This window comes from Bradyrhizobium sp. 195, assembly GCF_023101665.1.
Classification (GTDB): Bacteria; Pseudomonadota; Alphaproteobacteria; order Rhizobiales; family Xanthobacteraceae; genus Bradyrhizobium.
In genome coordinates, this window is the sequence record NZ_CP082161.1 from 4,106,562 (window position 1) to 4,128,363 (window position 21,802).

A 21,802-nucleotide genomic window follows, 5' to 3' on the forward strand; every position below is an offset into this window, starting at 1 on the left:
TTGGGTGGCAATGAGCCGCAAATCCGGAGAGGATGTGGCTTGAATCGGGCCTGCGCGGCGTTGGTTCCGCGGCGAAGCTGGGCGTTTTGCCGGCGTTATTGCTTGGCTGAAGTCCAGGTTCCGCCGCAGCCGTCGGAGCGCCGCCATGTTCCGGAGCCGCTGCGGCCGGCGAGGCGGCCCGCGCCGGTGAAGGCCACGCCCTGGCCCTGGCCCCGCGTGCTGACCGAGCCGCTCGGGCTGACGGTTCCGCTCACGCCCTCGCCGATGACTCTGCCCGAGGTGACCACAACAGCGCCGCTCGTCGAGCCGCCGCAGCCGACGCTGGTGACGATCCAGGCGCCGTCAAACCCTCCGCCGCCACCACCACCACCACCTCCGCCGCTTCTTCGCGACGACGAGCGCGGCTCATCGGCCGACTTGCTCCGGCGGGCGGACGGGGCCGGCTCGGCCGACCGATCCGAACGCGAGCCGGACAGCGATTTCTCGTCATTTCCGATCGAGCCGCCGGAGCTGCCGGACTGGGCCAAGGCGGAAGGGAGGGAGAAGGCGAGGCTCAGGACGAAGGCGAGGCCAGTCGCGCGCACGGCGGCGTTGGGCATGGTCACAATCCAAAATGAAAAAGGCATCAGCGGCCGGATCCGTCCGCACAGACGGATCCGATAATGCGGCAAGCTTTGCCAGCCTTGCCGCATTCGTCAAGCGCGGCATCCCTGGCGCGCTGCACGCCCTCGCGCTGGACCAGCGACCAGGATTTGTCTGAGATCGCGAAGGCGCCGCAGCTTCTGCCGTAGAAGGAGAGCTCGATCGGGCATTTGGTGCCGGCACAATTGCCGCGCGCATCCGCCACCGCCGCGCGCCGCGAGGCGTGATTCCACGAGATGCCCCATTTGCTGTTGTCGGGCCCATAGACGATCGAGCCCCAGGGCTTGAGATCCTCCATCTTGCGCATGCGCAGCAGCAAGCCCTCGGTCGGCTCCCCATTCGGCGCCATCGAAATCCGCTGCTGGAGTTTTGTGATCGCGCGAGTGAGGCCGTCGGGGGTATCAGGATCGAAATTGAGCTCGTAGAGCCGTTCGCTGAGCTCACTGAGCAGCGCGGCATCGCGCAAGGGCACGCGGTCGGGATCGGCGCGCAGACGCTCCCCTGGCAGGGGATCGGACTGCATCGCCACGACCGGCGGCGGCGCAGTTTGCGTCGGCGGCACGAAGTAAAAGGTACCGTCGATCGGCGAGGACGACACCCATGGCTGCTGCGCGCCCGCGGTGGCGCGCTTCACCGCGAGGCCGACCTGATTGAAGGTCTGGAACACATCGAGGCCCGCGACCCGGATCGTCGTCGCCAGCGCCTTCGTATACGGACTATGACCGTCGCTGCCGTCCTGCGCGACATTGCCGGGCTGGGTCGCATAGGAGATCAGCGTGCCCTCCGGCGCGCGCATCTGCGCAAGGCCGCCATCCGATGATCGCAAGCCGCGTGAGCCGAACGGGTTGTTGCGGCAGGCATCCAGGATGACGAGATTGAGGCGGGTGCCGGAGCCCTGCATCTGGCGCAGCACGAGATTGATGTCGGTCATCTGGAAATCGACGTCGGCCTCGCGCGTCGGATTGGCGCTAACAGGCACGAGGTAGTTGGAGCCGGCGACCTGGACGCCGTGGCCGGCATAGTAGAACAGCGCGACGTCGGCGCCCTGGACCTGCTGGCCGAAGCTCTGCACGGCGATGTCCATCGCGCCCTTGTCGAGATCGAGTTGGGCGCGTCCGCCGACCAGCGTGAAGCCGAGCGCACTGAGCGTCTCCGCCATCAGGCGCGCATCCTTGGAGGGGTTGTCGAGCGGCGTGATGTTCTTGTAGGCGGAGTTGCCGACCACGAGCGCGATGCGTTTCTCTGCCGACGCCGGCTCCGCAATGACGACGAGCAGCGCCAGCGCTGCCAGCCCCAAAACGCGATTGAAAATCCTCGCGCGCATCAAAATTCCTCGAAACAATGGCGCCAGTCTAACAGCCCCGCAGCCGGGCGAAAAGCGGTGAGAGGGGGAGGCGGGGCGTAACTCACCCTCATATCCCGGACGCGCTGCGGCGTTCTGATGCTGCTGCGCAGTGCCGGGACCCAGCGCTGTGGACTCCGTTGCGGCATGGGCCCCGGCTCTGCAGCGCACCGCTAAAGAAGCGCTGCGCTGCGTCCGGGGCACGAGAGCGCGAGTGTGGCGCTCCCTCTTTCGACGTTGTCATTGCGAGGAGCCCTTGCGAACGAAGCAATCCAGAATCCCTCCGCGGAACGATTCTGGATTGCTTCGCTGCGCTCGCAATGACGGAGCAAGGGGGGCATCTTGTTTCTCCAAGTGATGCAGTCATTCCCCGCGAAAGCGGGGAATCCAGTACGCCGCGGCCTCCCGATTCAATCACCGCGGCCTCTGGAATACTGGATCACCCGCTTTCGCGGGCGATGACACCGAGTGTGTAGCTGCAGACACGCCTTCGCAATCTCGCGGCGCGTTTCGCCCGAGGCTTGCTGTCGTTCGGCGCCCGATGAAGGCCAAAGGGCGCAGGGAAGGCCGGGCGCCGGCGGCACCCGAGATCCGTGCGCGACGAAGATGCACACGGTGTGGATCACAGGTGATGCCGGTCGCCCGGCCTTCCCTGCACGGATGGTTTTAACGGTGTCCTTCGTGCTCTCCTCGGGGAGCGATGCACTATTGCCCCCGTCGCCTTGCGGATGATCGATGCGCGTGCCCGGTCGGGCCGCCACATCACCGCTGAGACTTGACGCACAGACCCCGGGCGTCAGGACCACACGACTTCTCCGTCCGCGGACGCTCCCGCCGAAATGCCTGGAGGCTTGCGTGTGCTCGCCCCCGGCATCAACGAAACCGCTGTGACCGCGCCGGGTCGTATCGCGCCGCCTGATGCCTCACGGTTGCCCGCCCTGTCATCAAGCATGTCGCGCCGGCGCTACCGCGTCCACCGCAAGCCCGGCCCGCATCTCGTGACGATCGCGAAGCGCCCCTTTGGCAAGGGCCGGGATGGCGGGTATATGCCATAAATCCGAAATTCGGGAAAGTGGAATATTTTTGCTGGCAGGGGTTGACGAGGTGTTTCGCTGTGTTGCCCGACGCCTCGCGGGCGGTTGCCTCGACCTCTCGGGGTCATTTTTGGAATGCTCTCTCGCCACATCGTCATTGCGAGCGCAGCGAAGCAATCCAGAATCTCTCCGAAGCGGCAGTCTGGATTGCTTCGTCGCAAGGGCTCCTCGCAATGACAGAGTGGAGGCAGCCGCGTGATACGGCGAGCCGCCACTTCGCGGATGACATCGATGTGGCCTCGCAAGCCCGCCGCCCAAGGCCGCTATTTCAGCGGCAGGAACAAATCCGCGGTCGCCTCGTGCTCACCGACTTCAGGGACGAAGCTCAGTCGCTGGCAATAGATCGGGAAGTCGCGTGCTTCCTCGCCGCTGGCGGGAAGCCAGTCGCGATAGAGGTAGAGCGCGGCGGGCTCCAGATTGTCGGTGTTGCCGACGACGCGCAGCACCGCACATCGTCCGCCGGGAATCTCGCCGGCTTTGATCGCATCGCCGTTCGGCTCGATCGGCTGGTTGGTTCCGACACAGAGGTCCACGCTATAATCGGCAGGCGAGGCTGGCCGCCGCTCGGACCGCCAGACATTGAAGGTCGGACTTATGCTGGGGTGCAGGCCGGCGGCTTTGCGCCAGGCGATGAAGCGCTGGATGGTGGCGGGAAGCGTCGCCGGGTCGCCCCGATGCTCCATGATCGCCATCGCCGTCGTCGGCACATCGCGGATCGTCACGTCGTCGCTGGTAAAGGTCTTCTGCATGAGCTTGCTCCTGGCATTGTCGAGAGGCCCGAAGGCCGCAAGCCACGGCTCCCAGTCGGGAGACTTCCGGAACGACGACGGCGATTGCCCGAGCCGTTGCCGAAAGGCGCGGGCGAAGGCGTCCGGTGCGTCGTAACCGGCATCCATCGCGATATCGGTGACGCTTTCGGCCTCGCTATAGGCCAACCGGTACGAAGCGCGCTTCATGCGGGCGAGCTGGATATAGCGATGCACGGACAACCCGAAGGTCGCCGTGAACTGCCGGTGGAAATGATATTTCGAATAGGCCGCGACGCCGCTCAGCGTGTCCAGGTCCAGATCCTCGTCGAGATGCCGGTCGATGTGATCCAGCACCCGCAGCATCCGGGCATGGTAATTTTGAAGCGCCGCCGTCATCGTTCCGTTCTCCGTGGCAGCACCAGCTAAAGCGCACGCGGGCATGACGTGCTCGACCGATCTTGCGGTTTTGCCACGGGTCGCAGAGCGGCGCCAAGGACCGTTCGCGGGCACTGTGGATGAACGACGAGGAGGGGAGCGTTTCAGACCGGTCGCTTTCATCCCCGTTCCGCCCTGGAAACTTCTCGCCTCCGCCGTCGTTGAAATTGCGGCTGAGGAGACGCCATGCCGATCAAGGATCAGGTCAAGAATTTCGCCAAGAAGCTGGTGGAGCACCATCCAGATGCGGCGACTTTGCGTGCGCTTGTGCGGGCCCGTAAACCGGCAGAATTGCATTTTCGCGACGACGGTATCATTCCGAACAATCCGAAATTTCCAGTGCTGCTCTATCGCGCCGCGGTGAACCTGAAGAACCGGCGTTTTCCCCCTGATGTCATCATCGACACGCTGTTCGATGCGAATGGCTGGGGTCGGTCGTGGCGCGACACCGTGTACGACTTCGTTCATTATCATTCGCAAATTCACGAAGTGATGGGCGTGGCACGCGGCACGGCCAGAATCGAGTGCGGCGGGATCAAGGGACGGATCCTGAGTGTGAAGGCCGGCGATGTTCTGGTCCTTCCCGCAGGCACGGGACACCGCCTCATCGAGTCCAGCCGGGAGTTTCTCGTCGTCGGCGCGTACCCGCAGGACGGGACCTACGACGAGTGCACCGACACGCGAGAGCGTCCCGACGCCGTCAAGCGTATCGCCAAGGTCCGCAAGCCGAAGACGGATCCGGTCGCCGGACCGAGCGGCCCGCTGCTCAGATCATGGCGGACGGTGCGACCGCGATCGTGAGGCTATGTTCGCCGCAGTCGCGCGCGAGGGCGGAACACCGGGAACAACTCGCCTGCGGCAACGTCTTTCATTGGACGAGGGAGATGCCCATGAAAGCGCTCATTGCCGCGGTCGCATTTGCAGCCATGTCCGGCCCGGTCATTGCCCAGAATACGGGCCCGGCTCCGCAGACGGGCATGGACAGGCCGGAAAACACCAACGGTGCCACGGAGCGAGGGACGATGGACACCACAGGGACGAATGCCAATCGGGCAAACCAGCCTGAAACCAAAGGCGTGTCCGGACAACGCAGGACAGGCGACAAGAAGAAGTAGCCGATCGAGCGCCGCGACCTTGCATTCGCGCTCACGTCAGATAGTCGGGCCTGAAATCGGCAAGCTCGCGCAGCTCCTCGGGTCGCAGCAGCTCGATCTCGCTGCCCTCCCAGGCGATCAATCCACGATGCCTCAGTTCCTGGATGGTGCGGTTGACGTGGACGATCGACAGTCCGCAGGCATCGGCAACGTGCCGCTGCGTCATCGGCATCTGGAAGCAGCCGTCGTTGAGGAGGCCGACGACGTCCAGCCTTGCGGCGAGCTCGCAGATGAGGTGCGCGACCTTGGGCAAGGCCGCCTGCGCGCCGAGGCGGGCGATCCATTGCCGCGAGATGGCCGCATCGATCAGCGTCTCACGCCAGAACGCGCGTGTCAGGTGGTGGGAGCCGTCGAGAAGCTGCCGGAGCGGGCTGTGCGCGACAGTGCCGACGATGGTCGGTCCGAGGCCGACGAGGTCCGCATCCATCGGCGAGACCAGCAGCGTGTGCAGGCAGGGCATGTCGCCGGGAACGTGGAACGCGAGGATCTGGCTGCGGTCGCCGACGATGCGGGCCTGGTAGAGGAAGCCGCTCACGACGAAGACGCAGCGCGAGGCGGCCTCGCCCTGGCGCAGCACGATCTCGCCGTCGGCGACCTGGCGCAGCGTGGAGGGCAGGGCGGCGACCTGCCGGCGTTCGTCCTCGGACAGGCTTTCGATGGCCTGCAGACGCGCGATGAACTTCGGATGCGGCATGAGCCTCGCTTGCTGCTTCAGCCGTCGTGCGGCACTGACGCCTCGACGAAGCGCCGCGAGAGCTTTGCAAGCGACCCGTCGGAAACCGGCGCCGAGCGGAACTCGCGGATGGCGCGGGCGAGTTCCTGATCGGACATCGGCCGGACCGGCTCCTTCAGCGTGCCCGCGACCAAGGCATCGCTGATGCTGTCGAGGTGCTCGCTCGTATCCGACCTGAACAGGCTGCGGATGCGCTCCAGGATCGTCGTAGGGCTCATAAAGGGGCGGCTCGTTCGCAGTCGGGGGGTGACGGGGGTGGATGCGCCTCGGCACGGTCGCAAACCGGTTAGCAACCTGTGCTTCCGACCAGCGTTCTAGTCCGCTGAACCCAAGCCGGACGGATCATTTGATAGAACCGGCGCCATTTTTGGCGGCCCCATGGAAAAAGCCCACGACGTGCTGATCCGGAACCTTTGCGAGCACACAGCGCTCGCAGAGGAGGATCTTGCGGAAATCCGGGCGCTCACCTTCACGCTGCGCGATTTGGAGCCCAACCAGGATTTCATCCGTCAGGGCGACGAACCCGAACATTCGGTGCTGGTCGTCACCGGCATGGTCGCGCGTTACCATCTGCTGGGCGGCGGTGGGCGGCAATATCTGGCGTTCCATCTCACCGGCGACCTGCCGGATGCGCAGGGCCTGTTCATCGACCAGATGGACCACGGATTGAGCGCGCTAGGGGCGGCCTCCGTCGCCTTTATCCCGCATCGCGAATTGTTCATTGCGTTCCGGCGGCGGCCAAGCTTTGGGCTGGCGGTCTGGCGCGAGACGCTGCTCGATGCCGCGATCTTTCGCGAGGCGATCACAAACAACAGCGCCCGGCCGATGCAGGCGCGCATGGCACACCTGTTCTGCGAGCTGTTCTACCGTGCTCGCGCGGCGCAGCTCGTCCGCGGCAATCGTTGCCGCATACCGATCAGTCTGGCGCAGCTCGGCGAGACGCTGGGCATGGCGATCGCGACGGTGAACCGGACACTGGGCGAGCTCAGGCGCAGCGGAGCCATGGATTTGCGTGAGGGCGAGCTGATCGTGCTGAAATGGCGCGACTTGCAGCGGCTCGGCGATTTCAACCCGGCCTATCTGCACCAGAAACGGCAGTCGCCGCCGCCTACGTGAGACCGCCGGCCTGGCGGGTCGAAAGAGCGGCGATGATCATCACCCGAAGCGGGCTTCGCGGTCCCCCGAGGATCGGTGTTGCGCCGCATGCGCGCGGTAGGCGTCGATCGCCCTGTTGGCGAGCATCAGCTGCCGGCGTTCGCCGGTCCTGAGCTGGGCTTCGATCGCGTCGAGAATGACGTTGGCGCTCTCGTCCGGCGAGCCGAGCTCGCCGCTCTGCTCCAGGCAGCTCCAGGCGATGAAGAATGCGCTTTCGACGGTGCAACGAATGGACATGCGCTGCCAACGCAGCGGGGCCGAAGGCGTTCCGTGCAGCGGGCGCGACTTGCGCCGAGCCCGCAGCACGCGAAGGGTCAGTTCTTCAGCACGATGCGGCCGACGACCTTGCCGGCGCGAAGCTCGTCGATCCATTTCTGGACATCGCCCATCGGCTCCTCGCGCATCGGCGTCAGCTTGATCTTGCCGGCGCGGGCCAGCGCCATCAGCTCCTGGGCCTCTGCCAGCGTGCCGACCATGAAACCCTCGATGGTCATGCGCTTGTAGACCCATTGCACCATCGGCAGCGTGAACTGGCCGCCCATCAGGCCGGAGACCACGATCTTGCCGCCGCGCGCGGCGACGGCGACCGCAAACGCCATCGACTTCTCATTGCCGGCGAAATCGACGATCTCGTCGAAGCCGCCCTCGGTCTCCTTCAGGATGCGCTTGATCACGTCGGGCTCGGACGGGTCATAGGCGACTGTGGCACCGTTCTTCAGCGCGGTGTCGCGCGCGGCCGGCGAAAGGTCGGCGACCGTGATCGGCTGCTTGAACATCGCCTGCGCGAACGACAGGCCCATCATGCCGACGCCGCCGAGGCCGATCAGCAAGATGTTGCGCTGGCGCGGACGGTCGACCAGGCGCTTGAGCGCGCCATAGGCGGTGACGCCGGAGCACATCAGCGTCGCGGCCTGGTTGACGGGCAGGGGATCGTAGTCGAGCAGGTATTTTGCGTCGGGCACCAGCACGTGGGTGGCGAATCCGCCGTCGATGGAAACGCCGAGGAAGCGCTGCTTCACGCACAGATTCTCGTCGCCATTGGCGCAATCGCGGCACTGGCCGCAGCCGATCCAGGGAAAGACGGCCTTCTTCGTGCCGACCAGGCCGGCGGCGACGTCCGGGCCGACTTCGTCGACCACGCCGGCGATCTCGTGGCCGAGCGTGAAGGGCAGCGTCATGCCGCGCGTGGTGTCGAGCTTCTTGCCGCCGCCGAGATCGGCATAGCCGTCCTGGATGTGGAGGTCGGAATGGCAAAGGCCGCAGCGCTCGATGCGCACCAGCACCTCGCGTCCTTGCGGCTTCGGCGTATCGACGATGGTCTCGCACAAGGGCGCATCGAACTTGACCAGGGACTGCCTGCGCATCAGCGCCATATTTCTTCCTCCGAAATTATCGCTCTGTTTCGGTCCGTATATTGGCCAATTCACAGGCCATGGCAACAAAGCCTGATATGGGAATGGTCTCTGCGCGCCGCGTCGCCTCGACGCCGGCGGCTTGTGCAAGCCGCGCCGGATCGACGCCGAGCGATTTCAGGCTTTGGCGCAGCATCTTGCGGCGCTGGCCGAAGGCGGCGGCGGCGACCTGCTCCAGCATTTTGCGATCGCAAGGCAGCGGTTCTGCGCGCGGCTTGAGGCGCACGACGGAGGAGGTGACCTTCGGCGGCGGCACGAAGGCGGACGGCGCGATGTCGAACAGGATCTTGGTCTCGCAGCGCCAGTTGGCGAGCACGCCGAGCCGGCCATAGGCCTCCTCGTCCTCGCGCGCGACGATGCGCTCGCCGACCTCGCGCTGAAACATCAGGACCATCAGATCGTACCAGGGCGGCCAGGGCTCGGTCGTCAGCCAGTTGATCAGAAGCTGGGTCGCGATGTTGTAGGGCAGGTTGGCGACGATCTTCGCTTGTTCGCCATCGAGCAGCGGACGCGGATCGAAGGTCATGGCATCGCCATGCACGATCTCGAGCCTGTCAGGGTAGCGCGCGGAGATATCCTGAAGCGCCGGAATCGCGCGCTCGTCGTGCTCGATGGCGATGACGCGCTTTGCGCCGAGCGCGAGCAGCGCCCGCGTCAGCCCGCCCGGGCCGGGGCCGATCTCGACGATGGTGGAGTCTTCCAGCGGAGCGGCCGCACGGGCGATGCGGGCGGTGAGATTGAGGTCGAGCAGAAAGTTCTGGCCGAGCGATTTGCGCGCCGACAGCGCGTGCTGGCGAATGACCTCGCGCAGCGGCGGGAGGTCGTCGATCGCGCTCATCAGGTGGTCGTAGCCGCCATGCGGCTTGCGAGCCTCAAGGCTGCGATCAGGCTGGCCGGATTGGCCTTGCCGGTGCCGGCGATGTCGAAGGCGGTGCCGTGATCGGGCGAGGTGCGGATCAAGGGCAGGCCAAGCGTGACGTTGACCGCGTCGTCGAAGGCGACGGTCTTGATCGGGATCAGCGCCTGGTCGTGATACATGCAGACGGCGCAATCATAGGTGCTGCGCGCGGCCTCGTGGAACATGGTGTCGGCGGGTAGCGGGCCTCTTGCCGCGATGCCGTCGCCACGCAGCGTTTTCAGCGCCGGCGCGATGATGGTCTGCTCCTCATGCCCGAGCGAGCCGTCCTCGCCGGCATGCGGATTGAGGCCGGAAACCGCGATGCGCGGCCGCGCGATGCCGAAGCGGGATTTCAGTTCGGTCGCGACAATGCGAACGGTCGAGACGATCAGCTCACTGGTGAGCTGGGCCAGCGCCTCGCGCATCGAGACGTGGATGGTCACGGGCACCACGGCGAGCTGCGGCGACCACAGCATCATCACCGGCTGCGGCACCCGGCCGTCCTCTGCTGCGAGTTCGGCCAGGTATTCGGTGTGGCCGGGATGACGGAAGCCTGCGCGGTAGAGCACGCTCTTGGCGATCGGATTGGTGACGACGGCGCCGGCGCGGCGCTCGCGGACATCCGCAACCGCCTGGCGGATCGAGGCGAGCGCGGCCGATGCGCTCGATGCGTCGGGCTTGCCGGGCTCGGCGGTCGCGCGCTCGCCGGTGGCGACCACGGGGAGGGCGTCAGTGAAGGCGGCCTCGGCCTCACCGGGGCTTACCGCGGCGATGCTGATATCGGCGCCGAGCGCTTTGGCGCGCTGCGCGATCAGCGCCTCGTCGCCGCGCAGGTAGAAGGCGGGCAGGTTCAGCTCGCGGCGCCTCAGCCAGGCTGCGATCGTGATGTCGGGACCGATGCCGGCGGGCTCTCCCAGGGTCAGGGCAAGGGGAAGCGGCTTTGCTGCGCGATGGGCCATCAGCGGTTGCGATATTCGATCATCGCCGCCTTGCGGAGGTCGTCGAGATAGGCCTTCTGGGTCTTCTCGTACTTCTCCTGATACATCTTCTCGCGGACCTCGCGCTTCTTCGGCGTGTCGATCATGGTCGGCTTGCGCGCGCACAGCACCACCATCTCGATGCCGTTCTTGGTCATCTCGGGCGCGGTCAAATGGCCGATCGGCGTATCGTCGAGCACCTTGCGCAGCGGCTCAGGCAGCTCAGCGGTGGTCTTGGTGACGGTGTCGCGGATGGTGGCGTTCGGCGTCGAGCGGAACAGCGAATTGGCTTCCTCGCAGCTTCCGACGCGCGAGCGATAGGTCTCGGCTTCCTTCTTGCGTGTTTCCAGGAACGCCGCGGACGAGCCGCGCGGCACGATCAGCACGATCGGCTGCATCTTGTATTCGGTGCCTTCGATCTGAAGCTTGTCGCCGGTCTGGGCCTGCACGGCCTGCGCGACGTCGCGCTCGCCGACGAGCAGCTTCTCCTTGAAGCGGCCGCGCACCAGGCTGGTCCAGACCATCTCGGCCTTCATGCGGCCCTTCAGCGTTTCGGGGCGGACGCCTTTGGATTCGAGCGACTTGGTGAGCTGCTCCGGCGAGATGCGCATGCGCTGCGCCATGCCCTCGTAGGACTGGTTGACGTCGGAGACGCCGGGATCGACCCCGAATTTCTTGCCTTCCTTGAGCTTCACCTTGTCGTCGATCAGCTCGTTGATGACCTCCTGCCGGGGCGGGGTCTTCTGCGACGTCAGCTGGTCGAGCTTGGCGCGCTGATCGATGTCGAAATCGGTGATCGGATCGCCGTTGACCATGACGACGATGTTCTGCGCGCGCGACGGCGAGGGCAGTCCGGTCAGGATCAGCCCGGCACTGATGGCGAGCAGGAGGCGGAAGACGGGCAATGGGGTCGTCATGATTGTCGCTCGCATGTCAACCGCGTCGAGCCTGTGATGGGAGCAAGCGCGGCCGGCACTTCAAACCGTTCACTGGAGGCCGGCGGAACTGCTGGTCGTCGACGAGGTCGCCAGCGTGCGCAGGCCGATCTGGAACATGAACGCATGGCTCAGTACGGGCGGCGCGGTGCCCGCAGAATAGCTATACGAAGTTACGTAGTTCGCCGCCAGCACGAAGCAATCGTCGACATAGCCGGCACCGAGCACATACTGGTTGATCTTGTTGGCCTCGAGGTCCCACCGCGCCGAACCCGACACCACCCAGTTGGTGGCGATCTTGATCGAGCCCGAGGTCAGGATGCCCTCGCGGCGGGTCAGATAGCCGAGTTCCGGCTGGGCCGCGTAATTGCCGTACAGCACGGCGACCGCCCAGCGATTGAAATTGGCGCGGCCCTCCGCCTCGAAGCGCTGCACGTTCCAGGTCTGCTCATCCATGCGGGAGCGGACGCTGAACGTGTAGGTGCTGTTCGGCGAGTAGCTGGCGCTCGCGACATAATCGGAACGCGGCTTGTCCAGGCCGGAATCGAGGCCAGTATTGATCGTGTCCTGGACCGCGAAGGAGTTCATGCCGAACAGCTGGTAGGACTGGCCGAACAGCACCTTGACCGCGCCGCCCTTGTCGAACTGCGTGGTGGACTGCACGCCGACATTGGCGCGGCCGCCGCCCTCGACGCGGTCGTAGCCGGAGAACTTGTCGACGCTGAACAGATTCGAGGCGTCGAACACCATGCTCTGGGCGTCCTCGTTCGGGAGCTTGCCGGCATAGGTCTCGTTCGGCCGGATGATGATCTGCGCGATCGGCTCGACGGTGGTCGATCCCCAGGGCTGAACGTTGATGAAGGGATAGCGGTATTCCAGGCCCACGGTCGGCATCAGGCGGAACGCCTGGGTGTCGCCGACGGGAAGATAGTTCGACACGCCCGGCTGGTTGGAGACCGAGGAGTTGATCGCGTCGGCGCGCAGGCTGGCGAACGGCGTCCAGATCTGGCCGAGCGGATCGGTGAACGATTTGCGCCACTGCGCTTCAGCCGTCAGGCGGGTATAGGAGCCGGGGAAGCCGCGCAGCAGGCACTGCGACGGCGTGCGGGCCAGCGGATCGGCCGACGCCGTCGTGCACAGGCTGCTGGTGTTGGCGACCGTGGTGATCGGATCGAACACCGCCTGGTCACGCGACATGTTCACGAAATTGGTCTTGTAGCTGAACTCGCCGCCGAAGACCGGATAGTTGAGCACGTTGGAATAGTCGATCACCGGATAGACGATCGGCACCTGGCTCTGGTTACCCGAATAGCTCAGCCAGTACATCGTGCGCGCGTCGAAGAAGCTGCGGTTGCCGACGCCGGTCAGATAGAGCTGCGACAGCGCCTCCGTCGGCAGCAGCAGGAACGAGCCGAGCGGATCGCGGTACTGGTAAAGCCGGTAGTCCGAGAAGAAATAGTAGTCGGACATCAGGACGCCGTCCCAACCCCAGACCCATTTGTCGTTCAGCGCGAACTGACCCTTGGTGTCGACGGCGCCGCGGAACTGGCGGTCGCCGGGCTGCCCCGCAAAGGCGCCGGGATCGAGCTGGTCGATGCCGTAGGCGCGGATCTGGTAGGCGCCGTCGATCAGGCGCTGCCGGAATTCACCCTGCAGCATCACGCCCTGCCGCGACATGAAGCGGGGGGTGAAGGTTGCGTCCATGTCGGGCGCGATCGCCCAATAATAGGGAACTTCGGCGCCGAAGCCGGTGTTCGTCGTGCCCGGAAAGTAGCCCGGCATCAGGAAGCCGCTCTTGCGCTTCACGGTCGGGTCGGGCGTCGAGAAATAGGGCATGTAGGCGAGCGGCACGCCGAAGAACTCGATCTGTGCCGTCTCGAAATACAGCATCTTCTCCTGCTGGTCGTGGATGATGCGCGCACCCTTGACCTGCCACAGCGGCGGCTTCTTCGGGTCGTCCTTACACGGCGCGCAGGCCGTGTAGACGCCGTTCTCGAACACGGTGTAGTTGCCGCTGGAGCGGTCGGCGCGGCTCGCCGCCATGCGGGTCTGGTCGGCGGTATCCACGCGCAGCGAATCGACGAAACCGTCGCGGTAATCGTCGGAGAGATCCATGATCTCGGCATAGGTGATCTTGCCGTCGGCATCCGTCATGCGGATGTTGCCTTCGGCATGCAGCCGCTTGGTCTTCTGGTCGTAGATGACCCTGTCGGCTTCGACGCTGGTGCCGTTGTAGAACAGCTGGACGTTACCGACCGCCGAGACGCGCGAATTGTTGTAGTCGTAATCGACCTCGGTCGCCTGCACCAGCATCTGGTTGTCGTTGGGAGCCTTGGGCGGCTTCGGACGCGGCGGCAGCGGATTGTAGGTGAAGCTCTGGGCGGAGGCGGGGGCCACGGCGGCGACATTGATCAGCCCGCCGAGCGAGGCAGCAGTGACGACGGCGAGCAGCAGCCTGCGGATGGACAAGCCGCTCCCGTTCGCGCGCACTACGGTGCGACGCGTCAAACGAGACACGAGCCCTCCATGGACGGCAGTCACTAACCGTCCTCCTGATACAACAAGGCCAAAAAGCCGGTGAGGCCGCCTACCACCGCAGGCAACCACGCCGCAGCGATCGGATGCATCAACTCAGCCTTGCTCAAGTCTTCAGTCACTTTCGACAGAACGTAGAGCAGAAAGCCTGCGCCCACGCCACTCAAAACCATCTTTTGCACGCCGCCCATCCGGAAGAAGCGCAACGACACGGAGGCCGCGAGCATCACCATGGCAGCCAGCAAAAATGGCTGCGCCAGAAGCTTCTGATACTGGAGTCGGTATCCCGCTGTCGCGAAGCCTGAGCTCTCGGAAGAGCGGATGTAGCTCGGTAGTTGCCAAAAGGACACAGTCTCGGGGGTGGAAAAGCTGTTGCGGACCTGTGCCTCGGTCAGGGTCGTCGGAATCTCCAGGCTGGCCTGGTCGATCGGCGGGGAGTCCAGTGAGAAACGGCGGACGCCCTTGAACAGCCAGCGGCCGGCCTCGAGCGTTGCCTCGCGCGCCTCGACCCGCTCCTTGAAGTGCTGCTCCGGGTCGAACCGGAACAGCGTGAGCCCCGTGAGCCGGACGCCCTGCTGCTCGCTGCGCGCCGCATTGATGATGGTCTGGCCGTCGCTGGTCACCTGATTGAGCCAGAAGCCGGAGGCGTCCTGGATGCCGCCGCCGGGCGCCGAGCCGAACAGCTCGGCCTCCATGCGCTTGGAAGCTTCGCGCAAATTGGCTGACATCGGATTGTAGGCGACGGTGGCGATCACCCCGATCAGGAGCGCGCTGCCGAGCGCCGGCGAGATGAACTGCCATGCGGAGATGCCGGCGGCGCGCGCCACCACGAGCTCGAGCCGGCGGGAGAGGGCGAGATAGCAGGTCATGGCGCCGACCAGCATGCAGAACGGCGTCAGCTTCTCCAAAAGCTGCGGCACCCGGAACAGCGAGGTCTGGGCCACCATGAGCGCCGAGGCCGATGCCAGCCCTGAGGTCTTGCGCACCATCTCGATGTAGTCGACCAGCACCAGCAGCAGGAAAATGCTCGCGAACACGCCGAGCGCGGCAACCACGAAGCGGCCGGCGAAATAGCGCCCGAGTGTGTTGGTGAGCATGCTCATGCGGTGGCCGGGCGTCCGAACAGCCGCGCGATGCGCGCGTTCGACCTGTTGATGGCGTCCATCAGGCCAGGGGGCGGCTCGACGACGACGCCGCCGATGATCATCCACAGCCCGACGCCGATGGCGCCGAAAACCATCGCGTATTGCAGCAGCACCGGGCCCGGCGACTTCACCGCCATCACCGAGCAGGCAAAGCCCGCCATGCGCAGGCCGAACACCGCGATGATCGATGAGCCGATCGAGAAGTTACGGCTCTGGCGGGTGGTGCGCGGCGCTCCGAGGAACGCGAAAGTCAGCACCGCAAAGGCGAAGGGATAGATCGGCGCGAGCAGGCTGTCATGCAGGGCCGAGCGGAACTGCCCGGGGATCTGCTTGTAGACGGGATCGTTCTCGGACGGCGAGAGCAGCTCCCAGAGATAGAGCTCGCGAATGCCGAGGGTGACGTCGCGGCCCTTGGAGAATTTCGACATGTCGAAGCCGTAGCGGCCGAAAGCCACCAGCGCCGGATCGCGCTTGCCTGCCTCGAAGCGCTGGAGATTGCCTGTTTCCAGCACCAGGAACGAGCCGGTCTCGTTCTTCACGACCTCGCCGCGTTCGGCGACGATCGAGACGCGCTCGTTCGGGTCGCGGCGGTCGTCGATGAAGATGCCGGCAAGGATGCCGCCGGGCTGGCGTTCGCGAATCCGGATCGTGAGGTTCTCGTCGAGCCGGGCGAAGCGGCCGGGCTGCAGGATGTTGGTGAGCACGTCCGCGGTGATCTCGGCATCCCACTGCTTGATCCGGCGCATGCCGTCGGGGGCGAGATAGGCGGCGATGAAGGCAACCAGCAGCGCCACCACACAGGTGGCGTAGAAGAACGGAAAGAACAGCCGGAACGGCGAGAAGCCGGCGGCATTCATCACGATGATCTCGGAATCGGTCGCGAGCTTGTTCAGCGTGTGCGAGATCGCGATCATCAGCGCGATCGGCGAGATGATCAGGACCAGGGCCGGCACGACCAGGCTGGTGATGCCGAGGAAGGTGAGGATGGTCTGACCCTGGCTCGTCATCAGGTCGATGCCGCGCAACGCCTGCGTAATCCAGATCACGCCGGTGAGGCTGACCAGGACCAGCGCAAACGACGCCAGCGTCGTGCGGAAGATATACTTATCGATCGACCCCATGCGCTACCGCACGAATCCCACCAAGGCCCCATGTCGGCCGAAATTCCGCTGTCCAACCAATCCCCGATCAGGGGATCCCCAAGGTTGGCCAGCGCCTCTTCCGCCAGCTCACTCTCTCACTACCATCCCTTTGATCCGTCAACAAAATGGCTGCCCCGTGGCACCCTCAATATATGGTTAATATTTCGCTCGTTGTGGCCTTGAGGCCACGGGGGTGCTTGGCATCTGCCGGGCCGCTGGCCCATAGTGCGGAAGGCACAGTGAATCGTCGTTCAGGTCGGGCCACGGTCGGGGTCGTGAACGGCAAAAAGACCAAGATTTTTGAAGGAGTTACCTATGTCCGATGCCATCAAGGTCGGCTTCGTCCCATTGTCTGCTGCCGCCCGTGGCATCCTGGTCGTGTTCTGCGACGACAGCCTGAAGGTCGGTCCGGCGACGGCCAAGGCGCTGGGCGGCGCTGTCGAACTCGTGAAGCGCGCGGCCACCGCCGCCGCCTTTAAAGGTAAAAGCGGGGCCGCGCTGGACATCCTGGCGCCGGAAGGGGTGAAAGCCACCCGTCTGCTCGTGATCGGCGCCGGCAAGGCAGCCGGCCTGAAGGCGAACGATTTCCTCAAATTCGGCGGTGTGGCGGCGAGCAAGCTGGCCGCCGGGACGACCACCATGACAATTATGGCGGAGCTGCCCGATGGCGCCATGACGAGCGAGCAGGCGGTTGCGATCGCCTCGGGCCTTCGCTTACGCGCCTACAAGTTCGACCGTTACAAGACCAAGAAGAAGGATGGCGAGGAGGGCGGCTCGCGCGCCGAAATCTCGCTTGCGGTCGGCGATGCCAGTGTTGCGAAGAAGGCGTTTACCGCGGCCGGCCACGTCGTCGACGGCGTGGTCATCGCGCGCGACCTCGTCAACGAGCCGCCGAACGTGCTCTTCCCGGAAGAATTCGCGCGCCGCGCCAGTCAGCTCCGCAAGCTCGGCGTCAAGGTCGAGGTGCTCGACGTCAAGGCGATGCAGAAGCTCGGCATGGGCGCGCTGCTCGGCGTCGGCCAGGGCTCGGCGCGGCCGAGCCGTACCGTGATCATGCGCTGGGACGGCGGCAGGAAAGGCGAGGCGCCTGTCAGCTTCGTCGGCAAGGGCGTCTGCTTCGACACCGGCGGCATTTCGATCAAGCCGGCCGGCAGCATGGAGGACATGAAGGGCGACATGGGGGGAGCGGCCTGCGTCGTCGGGCTGATGCACGCGCTGGCGGCGCGCAAGGCCAAGGCCAATGTGGTCGGCGCCATCGGCCTCGTCGAGAACATGCCCGACGGCAATGCGCAGCGGCCGGGCGATATCGTCACCTCGATGTCGGGCCAGACCATCGAGATCATCAACACCGACGCCGAAGGCCGCCTCGTGCTGGCCGACGTGCTCTGGTACGTCGCCAAGAAGGTGAAGCCGAAATTCATGGTGGATCTGGCGACGCTGACCGGCGCGATCGTGGTCGCGCTTGGCACCGAGCATGCCGGCATGTTCTCCAACAATGACGAGCTTGCCGAACGCCTGCTGGCGGCCGGCATGGAGAGTGGGGACAAGGTCTGGCGCATGCCGCTCGGTCCCGAATACGACAAGCTCATCGATTCCCAGTTCGCCGACATGAAGAACACCGGCGGCCGTCATGGCGGCTCGATCACCGCGGCGCAGTTCCTGCAGCGTTTCGTCGACGGCACGCCCTGGGCCCATCTCGACATCGCCGGCACCGCCATGGGCGCGCCGAAGACCGACATCAACCAGAGCTGGGGCAGCGGCTATGGTGTCCGTCTGCTCGACCGTCTGGTCGCCGACCATTACGAGCGCAAATGACCCGAGATGACTGAAGTCCTGTTCTATCATCTGCAAAACATGACGGTAGAGAACGTGTTGCCGCCGCTTCTCGAGAAATCGCTCGAGCGGGGCTGGCGCGTCGTGGTGCAGTCGACCTCGGAAGAGCGGGCCGATGCGCTCGACGCGCACTTATGGACCTATCGCGACGATTCCTTCCTGCCGCACGCGACATGGCGCGTGAACGATGCCGCCGATCAGCCGATCGTGCTGGCGATCGAGGAGGGCAATCCCAACGGCGCCCATGTCCGCTTCCTGGTCGACAACGCCGCGTTGCCACAGGACGCGCAGGGCTATGCGCGCATGGTGCTGCTGTTCAACGGCGACGATCCGGATGCGCTCGCGCTCGCCCGCAGCACCTGGACGGATTGCAAGGCGCGCGGATTTGATGTCACCTATTGGCAGGCCGACGAGCGGGGCCGGTGGCAGCGTCGGAATTAGCGTCGATCGCAATTAATGATAATTTGCACTTTTCGGGCGATGCTGGCTTTTGTCACCTTCGTGCCGCAAAGTGATGTTGGGACAATCGCTTAGGGCTGGTCCTTCACGCGGGGAATTTGGTTTATCGTGCGACATCAAAAGCTTCCCAGGTCGCTCATAGTTGCGTTGGCTGCCGTAGCACCGCTGATCGCGGGCTGTTCGGGCGGGACCGATCTGTTGTCGAAGGACGCCGAATGGTTCCAGAAGCCCGGCCGTCTCTTCATCAAGAACATCTCGATCGAGTCGCCGCCGCTGACCCCCGACAAGCCGGTGGGAGCTGAGGATCTCGTCAGCGCCGACGGCGCCTGTCCCGGCATGGCGCCGCCTCCCGGGCCGGCCGATGCCAATGCATCGTCGACCGCACCGGCGCCGATGGGCGGCACGGTCGCGCTCGGCCACACCGAATGCGACGTGGTGCGCGGCATCGGCGCGCCCTCGAATGTCAATCTCTCCAACGATGCTGCCGGCCGGCGCGTCGCCGTGGTGACCTGGACCACCGGCCCGCGCGCGGGCATCTACAGCTTCACCTCCGGCCGCCTGTCCTCGATCGAGGGCAACCCCGATCCGCAGCCGGTGCCGAAGGCGGCGAAGCCGAAGGCGAAGAAGAAGCAGGCGTAGGTCGCGAGCGCGGGACGGCTCAGGCCGTGCCGTCATTGCATCTTCGGACGAGCTGACCCCTCGGCCCGGAACGTAGTGTTCCCGGCCAGATCTTCTCGATCTCATCGAAGAAGCGCGGGCAAGCGATTTCTAGCCGGCAACAGGGCTAAGGCGACGCCCTGATCAGACCCAATGATGGTCATGCAGTCTTCAGCATCTGGCCGCGCTGAATGAAGCGGAGCGCACCCAACTGTACCAGGAGCGTACTGGCAATCGCTGCAAAGAAGGCGGTAATGACGCCGAGGCTTGTCAGGCAAAGTCCGAGAACGAAAAAGAACGTTGCGAAGCCGTAAAGGGCCAGTACCATTCCGCGCAGCACTTGCGTCGCGGCTGAGGCCCCGCTCATGCGGTGCGCAAAGACCGCCAGTACGGCGCCGAACACGGGAAAGCTGGCCAGGATACCGGCTGTTTTTGCGCCGACCAATGTGGCGGCTGCGGTCAGGGTCACGACGATGACTGTCGCTATCAGCATGCGCCCCGGCAGGTCCCACCATGGAGCGGCCATGATGCTGCGCACGAGCGTACGGTGGGGAAGAAGATGTGCTGACGCGCTGAGCGTCAGCAGGGCAAGGACGAAGACTCCCCAATGCGATAGTGGCAGCAGTTGGAATAGAAAACCGGCTGTTGCATAGGCCATCGTTCCACCCAGCAACGCTATTGTCCAGCCTTGTCGGGCCAGCAGAACATAACCAAGGCTGAAACAACCTTGCGCGGCGGTGCCAACCAGCGATCCATCAGTGGCGCTTGCAGCGAATTCCGCGCCGTACTGAACCGCAAGGAAAGCAGACACCGGGCCGGAGGTCAGCGGCAGACCGACCAACCAGCCGCCAACTGCATCGCCCCACCGGCGTCCGGCTAACGAGGCGGATAGAATGAGAAGGGGCGGCAACACCACTTTCAGTAGGATCAAGCTCATTCGTTCGGCACTGCTTCCTCGGCTTTGCGCCCGGTGGCCACTGCGAGAGCGAGACCGACAAGTATCAAGACGACGCCGGCGCCGAAAACGAGTCCCAGCGTGTCACCGAACATTACGGCCGCTGCGGCGATGCCGAACACGGGCTGAAGATACTGAACGCTGGCCGCGACAGGGGCAGAAACCGTTCTAAGAATGTACAACCAAAGGAATAGCCCCGCGACGCTCACTGCCACTCCGAGATAAGCGGCCGCGGCAAAGACCCCCGCTGTAAGATGTAGCTCGCTATGCGATAGCTCCCAGGCACACCATGGAATCAACGCAAGGAACCCGAACAGCGTGCTCCAAGCCGCTACAGCGGCGGTCTCGTACTCGCGGGTAAGTTCGACGCTCCAGACGTAGTAGAAAGCAATTGCGACGGCCGAGAGCAGCATCCAAAAGGCGCCTACCAGGCCGGATGCAGCCACCGCACCGGTTGCCTGACCACGTCCAAGCGCAACCAGACCAATGCCGGCAAAAGCGGCCAATAGGCCAAGTTGTTGGCGGCTTGTGACACGCTGCCCGAGCCCGAGGGCAGCAAACACGACGACGAAGATCGGAATCGTGGCTGAAATGATGGTGCCGACGGAGGCGGTCGTGCCCTGGATACCAAATGCCTGGGCGACCTGGCCGACGCCGATTCCCAAGACGCCGAGGGCAGCCGCGCGAGGAAGCGCCTTCAAGGCGAGCCCCGGCTTACCGATCGTGCAGAGGAAGAGCAGCAGCACCGCAATGGCGAACCGCATGGCGGTGAGCGTCAGCGGAGGAACGGATTGTAGACCGTACTTCGTAATGGGAATCGAAAGGCCCCACATTACAGCGAGCAACAGCATCCAGGCGATACCTTGCACAGAAAGGCCGAGCGGCGTCGATCTTGCCAATCTGATTGCCTGCGAATTCATGAGGCGAAATTAGCGTACTGCTTGATGTCCGAGATTTCTTTTTTTGCGTGATTTTGGAGGCTATCGAGCCTAAATCAGTCCATATGAAGAAATCTAAAGCTGCAAAAATGCCGAAAGGCTTTCAGAAAGCAAAGTCAGGCGCGGGCCAGGACCTTGCGCTCGATGAGATCGATCGGCGAATTCTGCGGTCTTTGCAGCAAGATGGTTTGATTGCAAACCAAGTATTGGCAGATGACGTCGGACTGTCGCCTCCGGCGTGCCTGAAGCGCGTGCGCCGCCTGCGCAGCGCGGGGATTATCGAACGCACAATCTCACTGCTGTCTGCTGAAGCATTGGGATATCCATTGCTAACCGTCGTTCGCCTCAAGCTTGACGGGCCAACCGAGGCGATGATGCACACGTTCGAAGCGCGAATGATGGCTTCTCCGCGCGTGATCCAATGCATGCTGATCGCGGGCGATATCGACTACATCCTGCTCGTCCGCAGTCGTGACGTCGCGCACTACCAAGAATTTGCGCGACGTATGTTGAAGGTCGCTCCCGGTGTCCGCGCCTATACCAGCGAGATAGTTCTGGCTTTGACCAAGTCTACAACAGAGCTGCCTGTTGATTCCTGATCAACAAGTCCGC

22 protein-coding genes are annotated in these 21,802 nt (G+C 64.5%); 7 read left to right on the forward strand and 15 right to left on the reverse strand.

Annotated elements, in window-relative coordinates:
• Nucleotides 1-95: 95 nt before the first annotated feature.
• From IVB26_RS18820 to IVB26_RS18830, 3 genes are all read right to left on the reverse strand, one after another.
• A complete protein-coding gene (locus IVB26_RS18820; RefSeq protein WP_247973004.1) occupies nucleotides 96-599 on the reverse strand; it encodes a hypothetical protein in 504 nt (167 codons plus the stop codon).
• Nucleotides 600-625: 26 nt separating this feature from the next.
• A complete protein-coding gene (locus IVB26_RS18825; RefSeq protein ID WP_247973005.1) occupies nucleotides 626-1,966 on the reverse strand; it encodes a caspase family protein in 1,341 nt (446 codons plus the stop codon).
• A 1,375-nt stretch (nucleotides 1,967-3,341) separates the two neighbouring features.
• Nucleotides 3,342-4,223, reverse strand: a complete 882-nt coding sequence (locus IVB26_RS18830; protein ID WP_247973006.1) for an AraC family transcriptional regulator — start codon at nucleotides 4,221-4,223, stop codon at nucleotides 3,342-3,344.
• A 225-nt stretch (nucleotides 4,224-4,448) separates the two neighbouring features.
• Here IVB26_RS18830 and IVB26_RS18835 point away from each other — a divergent pair, with 225 nt between their 5' ends.
• Nucleotides 4,449-5,063, forward strand: a complete 615-nt coding sequence (locus IVB26_RS18835) for a cupin (RefSeq protein WP_247973007.1) — start codon at nucleotides 4,449-4,451, stop codon at nucleotides 5,061-5,063.
• An 89-nt stretch (nucleotides 5,064-5,152) separates the two neighbouring features.
• Nucleotides 5,153-5,377 carry a hypothetical protein gene (locus tag IVB26_RS18840; RefSeq protein WP_247973008.1) on the forward strand — a complete coding sequence of 75 codons (225 nt, stop codon included), beginning with the start codon at nucleotides 5,153-5,155 and terminating at the stop codon, nucleotides 5,375-5,377.
• A 31-nt stretch (nucleotides 5,378-5,408) separates the two neighbouring features.
• Here IVB26_RS18840 and IVB26_RS18845 read toward each other — a convergent pair whose 3' ends face one another.
• Together IVB26_RS18845 and IVB26_RS18850 are read right to left on the reverse strand one after the other, a co-directional pair.
• The gene (locus IVB26_RS18845) at nucleotides 5,409-6,110 is read right to left on the reverse strand and encodes a Crp/Fnr family transcriptional regulator (RefSeq protein WP_247973009.1); all 702 of its coding nucleotides are present in this window, start codon (nucleotides 6,108-6,110) and stop codon (nucleotides 5,409-5,411) included.
• 17 nt (nucleotides 6,111-6,127) lie between these two features.
• The gene (locus tag IVB26_RS18850) at nucleotides 6,128-6,367 is read right to left on the reverse strand and encodes a hypothetical protein (protein ID WP_247973010.1); all 240 of its coding nucleotides are present in this window, start codon (nucleotides 6,365-6,367) and stop codon (nucleotides 6,128-6,130) included.
• Between the two features lie 160 nt (nucleotides 6,368-6,527).
• Here IVB26_RS18850 and IVB26_RS18855 point away from each other — a divergent pair, with 160 nt between their 5' ends.
• Complete coding sequence (locus IVB26_RS18855; RefSeq protein WP_247973011.1) at nucleotides 6,528-7,265, forward strand: Crp/Fnr family transcriptional regulator; 738 nt, start codon at nucleotides 6,528-6,530, stop codon at nucleotides 7,263-7,265.
• 39 nt (nucleotides 7,266-7,304) lie between these two features.
• Here the strand turns inward: IVB26_RS18855 and IVB26_RS18860 are convergent, their stop codons facing one another.
• The 8 genes from IVB26_RS18860 to lptF form a co-directional block, all read right to left on the reverse strand.
• Nucleotides 7,305-7,541 carry a hypothetical protein gene (locus tag IVB26_RS18860; protein ID WP_247973012.1) on the reverse strand — a complete coding sequence of 79 codons (237 nt, stop codon included), beginning with the start codon at nucleotides 7,539-7,541 and terminating at the stop codon, nucleotides 7,305-7,307.
• 77 nt (nucleotides 7,542-7,618) lie between these two features.
• Nucleotides 7,619-8,677 carry an alcohol dehydrogenase gene (locus IVB26_RS18865; protein WP_247973013.1) on the reverse strand — a complete coding sequence of 353 codons (1,059 nt, stop codon included), beginning with the start codon at nucleotides 8,675-8,677 and terminating at the stop codon, nucleotides 7,619-7,621.
• Nucleotides 8,678-8,693: 16 nt separating this feature from the next.
• Nucleotides 8,694-9,554 (reverse strand): 16S rRNA (adenine(1518)-N(6)/adenine(1519)-N(6))-dimethyltransferase RsmA, encoded by an 861-nt coding sequence (gene rsmA / locus IVB26_RS18870; protein ID WP_247973014.1) that lies wholly within the window; start codon nucleotides 9,552-9,554, stop codon nucleotides 8,694-8,696.
• Nucleotides 9,554-10,573 carry a 4-hydroxythreonine-4-phosphate dehydrogenase PdxA gene (gene pdxA / locus IVB26_RS18875; protein ID WP_247973015.1) on the reverse strand — a complete coding sequence of 340 codons (1,020 nt, stop codon included), beginning with the start codon at nucleotides 10,571-10,573 and terminating at the stop codon, nucleotides 9,554-9,556. Before pdxA ends, rsmA begins: the two co-directional genes overlap by 1 nt.
• Nucleotides 10,573-11,508 carry a peptidylprolyl isomerase gene (locus tag IVB26_RS18880; protein WP_247973016.1) on the reverse strand — a complete coding sequence of 312 codons (936 nt, stop codon included), beginning with the start codon at nucleotides 11,506-11,508 and terminating at the stop codon, nucleotides 10,573-10,575. The genes pdxA and IVB26_RS18880 overlap by 1 nt, the downstream gene beginning before the upstream one ends.
• A 69-nt stretch (nucleotides 11,509-11,577) precedes the next feature.
• The gene (locus IVB26_RS18885; RefSeq protein ID WP_247973017.1) at nucleotides 11,578-14,067 is read right to left on the reverse strand and encodes an LPS-assembly protein LptD; all 2,490 of its coding nucleotides are present in this window, start codon (nucleotides 14,065-14,067) and stop codon (nucleotides 11,578-11,580) included.
• Nucleotides 14,067-15,164: an LPS export ABC transporter permease LptG gene (gene lptG / locus IVB26_RS18890; RefSeq protein WP_247973018.1), complete on the reverse strand. Its 1,098-nt coding sequence runs from the start codon at nucleotides 15,162-15,164 to the stop codon at nucleotides 14,067-14,069. Before lptG ends, IVB26_RS18885 begins: the two co-directional genes overlap by 1 nt.
• Nucleotides 15,161-16,327 (reverse strand): LPS export ABC transporter permease LptF, encoded by a 1,167-nt coding sequence (lptF, locus tag IVB26_RS18895; RefSeq protein WP_246927857.1) that lies wholly within the window; start codon nucleotides 16,325-16,327, stop codon nucleotides 15,161-15,163. Before lptF ends, lptG begins: the two co-directional genes overlap by 4 nt.
• 336 nt (nucleotides 16,328-16,663) lie before the next feature.
• Here lptF and IVB26_RS18900 point away from each other — a divergent pair, with 336 nt between their 5' ends.
• The 3 genes from IVB26_RS18900 (at nucleotide 16,664) to IVB26_RS18910 (ending at nucleotide 19,279) form a co-directional block, all read left to right on the forward strand.
• Entirely contained in the window at nucleotides 16,664-18,163 is a 1,500-nt protein-coding gene (locus IVB26_RS18900) for a leucyl aminopeptidase (RefSeq protein WP_247973019.1), read from the forward strand.
• A gap of 6 nt (nucleotides 18,164-18,169) precedes the next feature.
• Complete coding sequence (locus tag IVB26_RS18905) at nucleotides 18,170-18,622, forward strand: DNA polymerase III subunit chi (protein WP_246927846.1); 453 nt, start codon at nucleotides 18,170-18,172, stop codon at nucleotides 18,620-18,622.
• 165 nt (nucleotides 18,623-18,787) lie between these two features.
• Nucleotides 18,788-19,279, forward strand: a complete 492-nt coding sequence (locus tag IVB26_RS18910; RefSeq protein ID WP_247973020.1) for a hypothetical protein — start codon at nucleotides 18,788-18,790, stop codon at nucleotides 19,277-19,279.
• A gap of 178 nt (nucleotides 19,280-19,457) precedes the next feature.
• On the opposite strand, the gene IVB26_RS18915 is transcribed toward IVB26_RS18910, so the two are convergent.
• Together IVB26_RS18915 and IVB26_RS18920 are read right to left on the reverse strand one after the other, a co-directional pair.
• Nucleotides 19,458-20,228, reverse strand: a complete 771-nt coding sequence (locus IVB26_RS18915) for a hypothetical protein (RefSeq protein ID WP_247973021.1) — start codon at nucleotides 20,226-20,228, stop codon at nucleotides 19,458-19,460.
• A 2-nt stretch (nucleotides 20,229-20,230) separates the two neighbouring features.
• Entirely contained in the window at nucleotides 20,231-21,103 is an 873-nt protein-coding gene (locus tag IVB26_RS18920) for a DMT family transporter (protein WP_247973208.1), read from the reverse strand.
• 152 nt (nucleotides 21,104-21,255) lie between these two features.
• On the opposite strand from IVB26_RS18920, the gene IVB26_RS18925 reads away from it, so the two are divergent.
• Nucleotides 21,256-21,789 (forward strand): Lrp/AsnC family transcriptional regulator, encoded by a 534-nt coding sequence (locus tag IVB26_RS18925; protein WP_247973022.1) that lies wholly within the window; start codon nucleotides 21,256-21,258, stop codon nucleotides 21,787-21,789.
• Nucleotides 21,790-21,802: the final 13 nt, after the last annotated feature.

Excerpts from the sequence above, each read along its gene's own strand:
- pdxA (WP_247973015.1), bottom strand. The coding sequence starts at position 10,573 with ATGGCCCATCGCGCAGCAAAGCCGCTTCCCCTTGCCCTGACCCTGGGA.
- IVB26_RS18820 (WP_247973004.1), bottom strand. The coding sequence starts at position 599 with ATGCCCAACGCCGCCGTGCGCGCGACTGGCCTCGCCTTCGTCCTGAGC.
- IVB26_RS18850 (WP_247973010.1), bottom strand. The coding sequence starts at position 6,367 with ATGAGCCCTACGACGATCCTGGAGCGCATCCGCAGCCTGTTCAGGTCG.
- IVB26_RS18920 (WP_247973208.1), bottom strand. The coding sequence starts at position 21,103 with ATGCTGTTGCTCGCTGTAATGTGGGGCCTTTCGATTCCCATTACGAAG.
- IVB26_RS18880 (WP_247973016.1), bottom strand. The coding sequence starts at position 11,508 with ATGACGACCCCATTGCCCGTCTTCCGCCTCCTGCTCGCCATCAGTGCC.
- IVB26_RS18840 (WP_247973008.1), top strand. The coding sequence starts at position 5,153 with ATGAAAGCGCTCATTGCCGCGGTCGCATTTGCAGCCATGTCCGGCCCG.
- IVB26_RS18825 (WP_247973005.1), bottom strand. The coding sequence starts at position 1,966 with ATGCGCGCGAGGATTTTCAATCGCGTTTTGGGGCTGGCAGCGCTGGCG.
- IVB26_RS18900 (WP_247973019.1), top strand. The coding sequence starts at position 16,664 with ATGTCCGATGCCATCAAGGTCGGCTTCGTCCCATTGTCTGCTGCCGCC.
- IVB26_RS18830 (WP_247973006.1), bottom strand. The coding sequence starts at position 4,223 with ATGACGGCGGCGCTTCAAAATTACCATGCCCGGATGCTGCGGGTGCTG.
- IVB26_RS18925 (WP_247973022.1), top strand. The coding sequence starts at position 21,256 with ATGAAGAAATCTAAAGCTGCAAAAATGCCGAAAGGCTTTCAGAAAGCA.
- rsmA (WP_247973014.1), bottom strand. The coding sequence starts at position 9,554 with ATGAGCGCGATCGACGACCTCCCGCCGCTGCGCGAGGTCATTCGCCAG.
- IVB26_RS18835 (WP_247973007.1), top strand. The coding sequence starts at position 4,449 with ATGCCGATCAAGGATCAGGTCAAGAATTTCGCCAAGAAGCTGGTGGAG.
- IVB26_RS18860 (WP_247973012.1), bottom strand. The coding sequence starts at position 7,541 with ATGTCCATTCGTTGCACCGTCGAAAGCGCATTCTTCATCGCCTGGAGC.
- lptG (WP_247973018.1), bottom strand. The coding sequence starts at position 15,164 with ATGAGCATGCTCACCAACACACTCGGGCGCTATTTCGCCGGCCGCTTC.
- IVB26_RS18865 (WP_247973013.1), bottom strand. The coding sequence starts at position 8,677 with ATGGCGCTGATGCGCAGGCAGTCCCTGGTCAAGTTCGATGCGCCCTTG.
- IVB26_RS18905 (WP_246927846.1), top strand. The coding sequence starts at position 18,170 with ATGACTGAAGTCCTGTTCTATCATCTGCAAAACATGACGGTAGAGAAC.
- IVB26_RS18845 (WP_247973009.1), bottom strand. The coding sequence starts at position 6,110 with ATGCCGCATCCGAAGTTCATCGCGCGTCTGCAGGCCATCGAAAGCCTG.
- IVB26_RS18855 (WP_247973011.1), top strand. The coding sequence starts at position 6,528 with ATGGAAAAAGCCCACGACGTGCTGATCCGGAACCTTTGCGAGCACACA.
- lptF (WP_246927857.1), bottom strand. The coding sequence starts at position 16,327 with ATGGGGTCGATCGATAAGTATATCTTCCGCACGACGCTGGCGTCGTTT.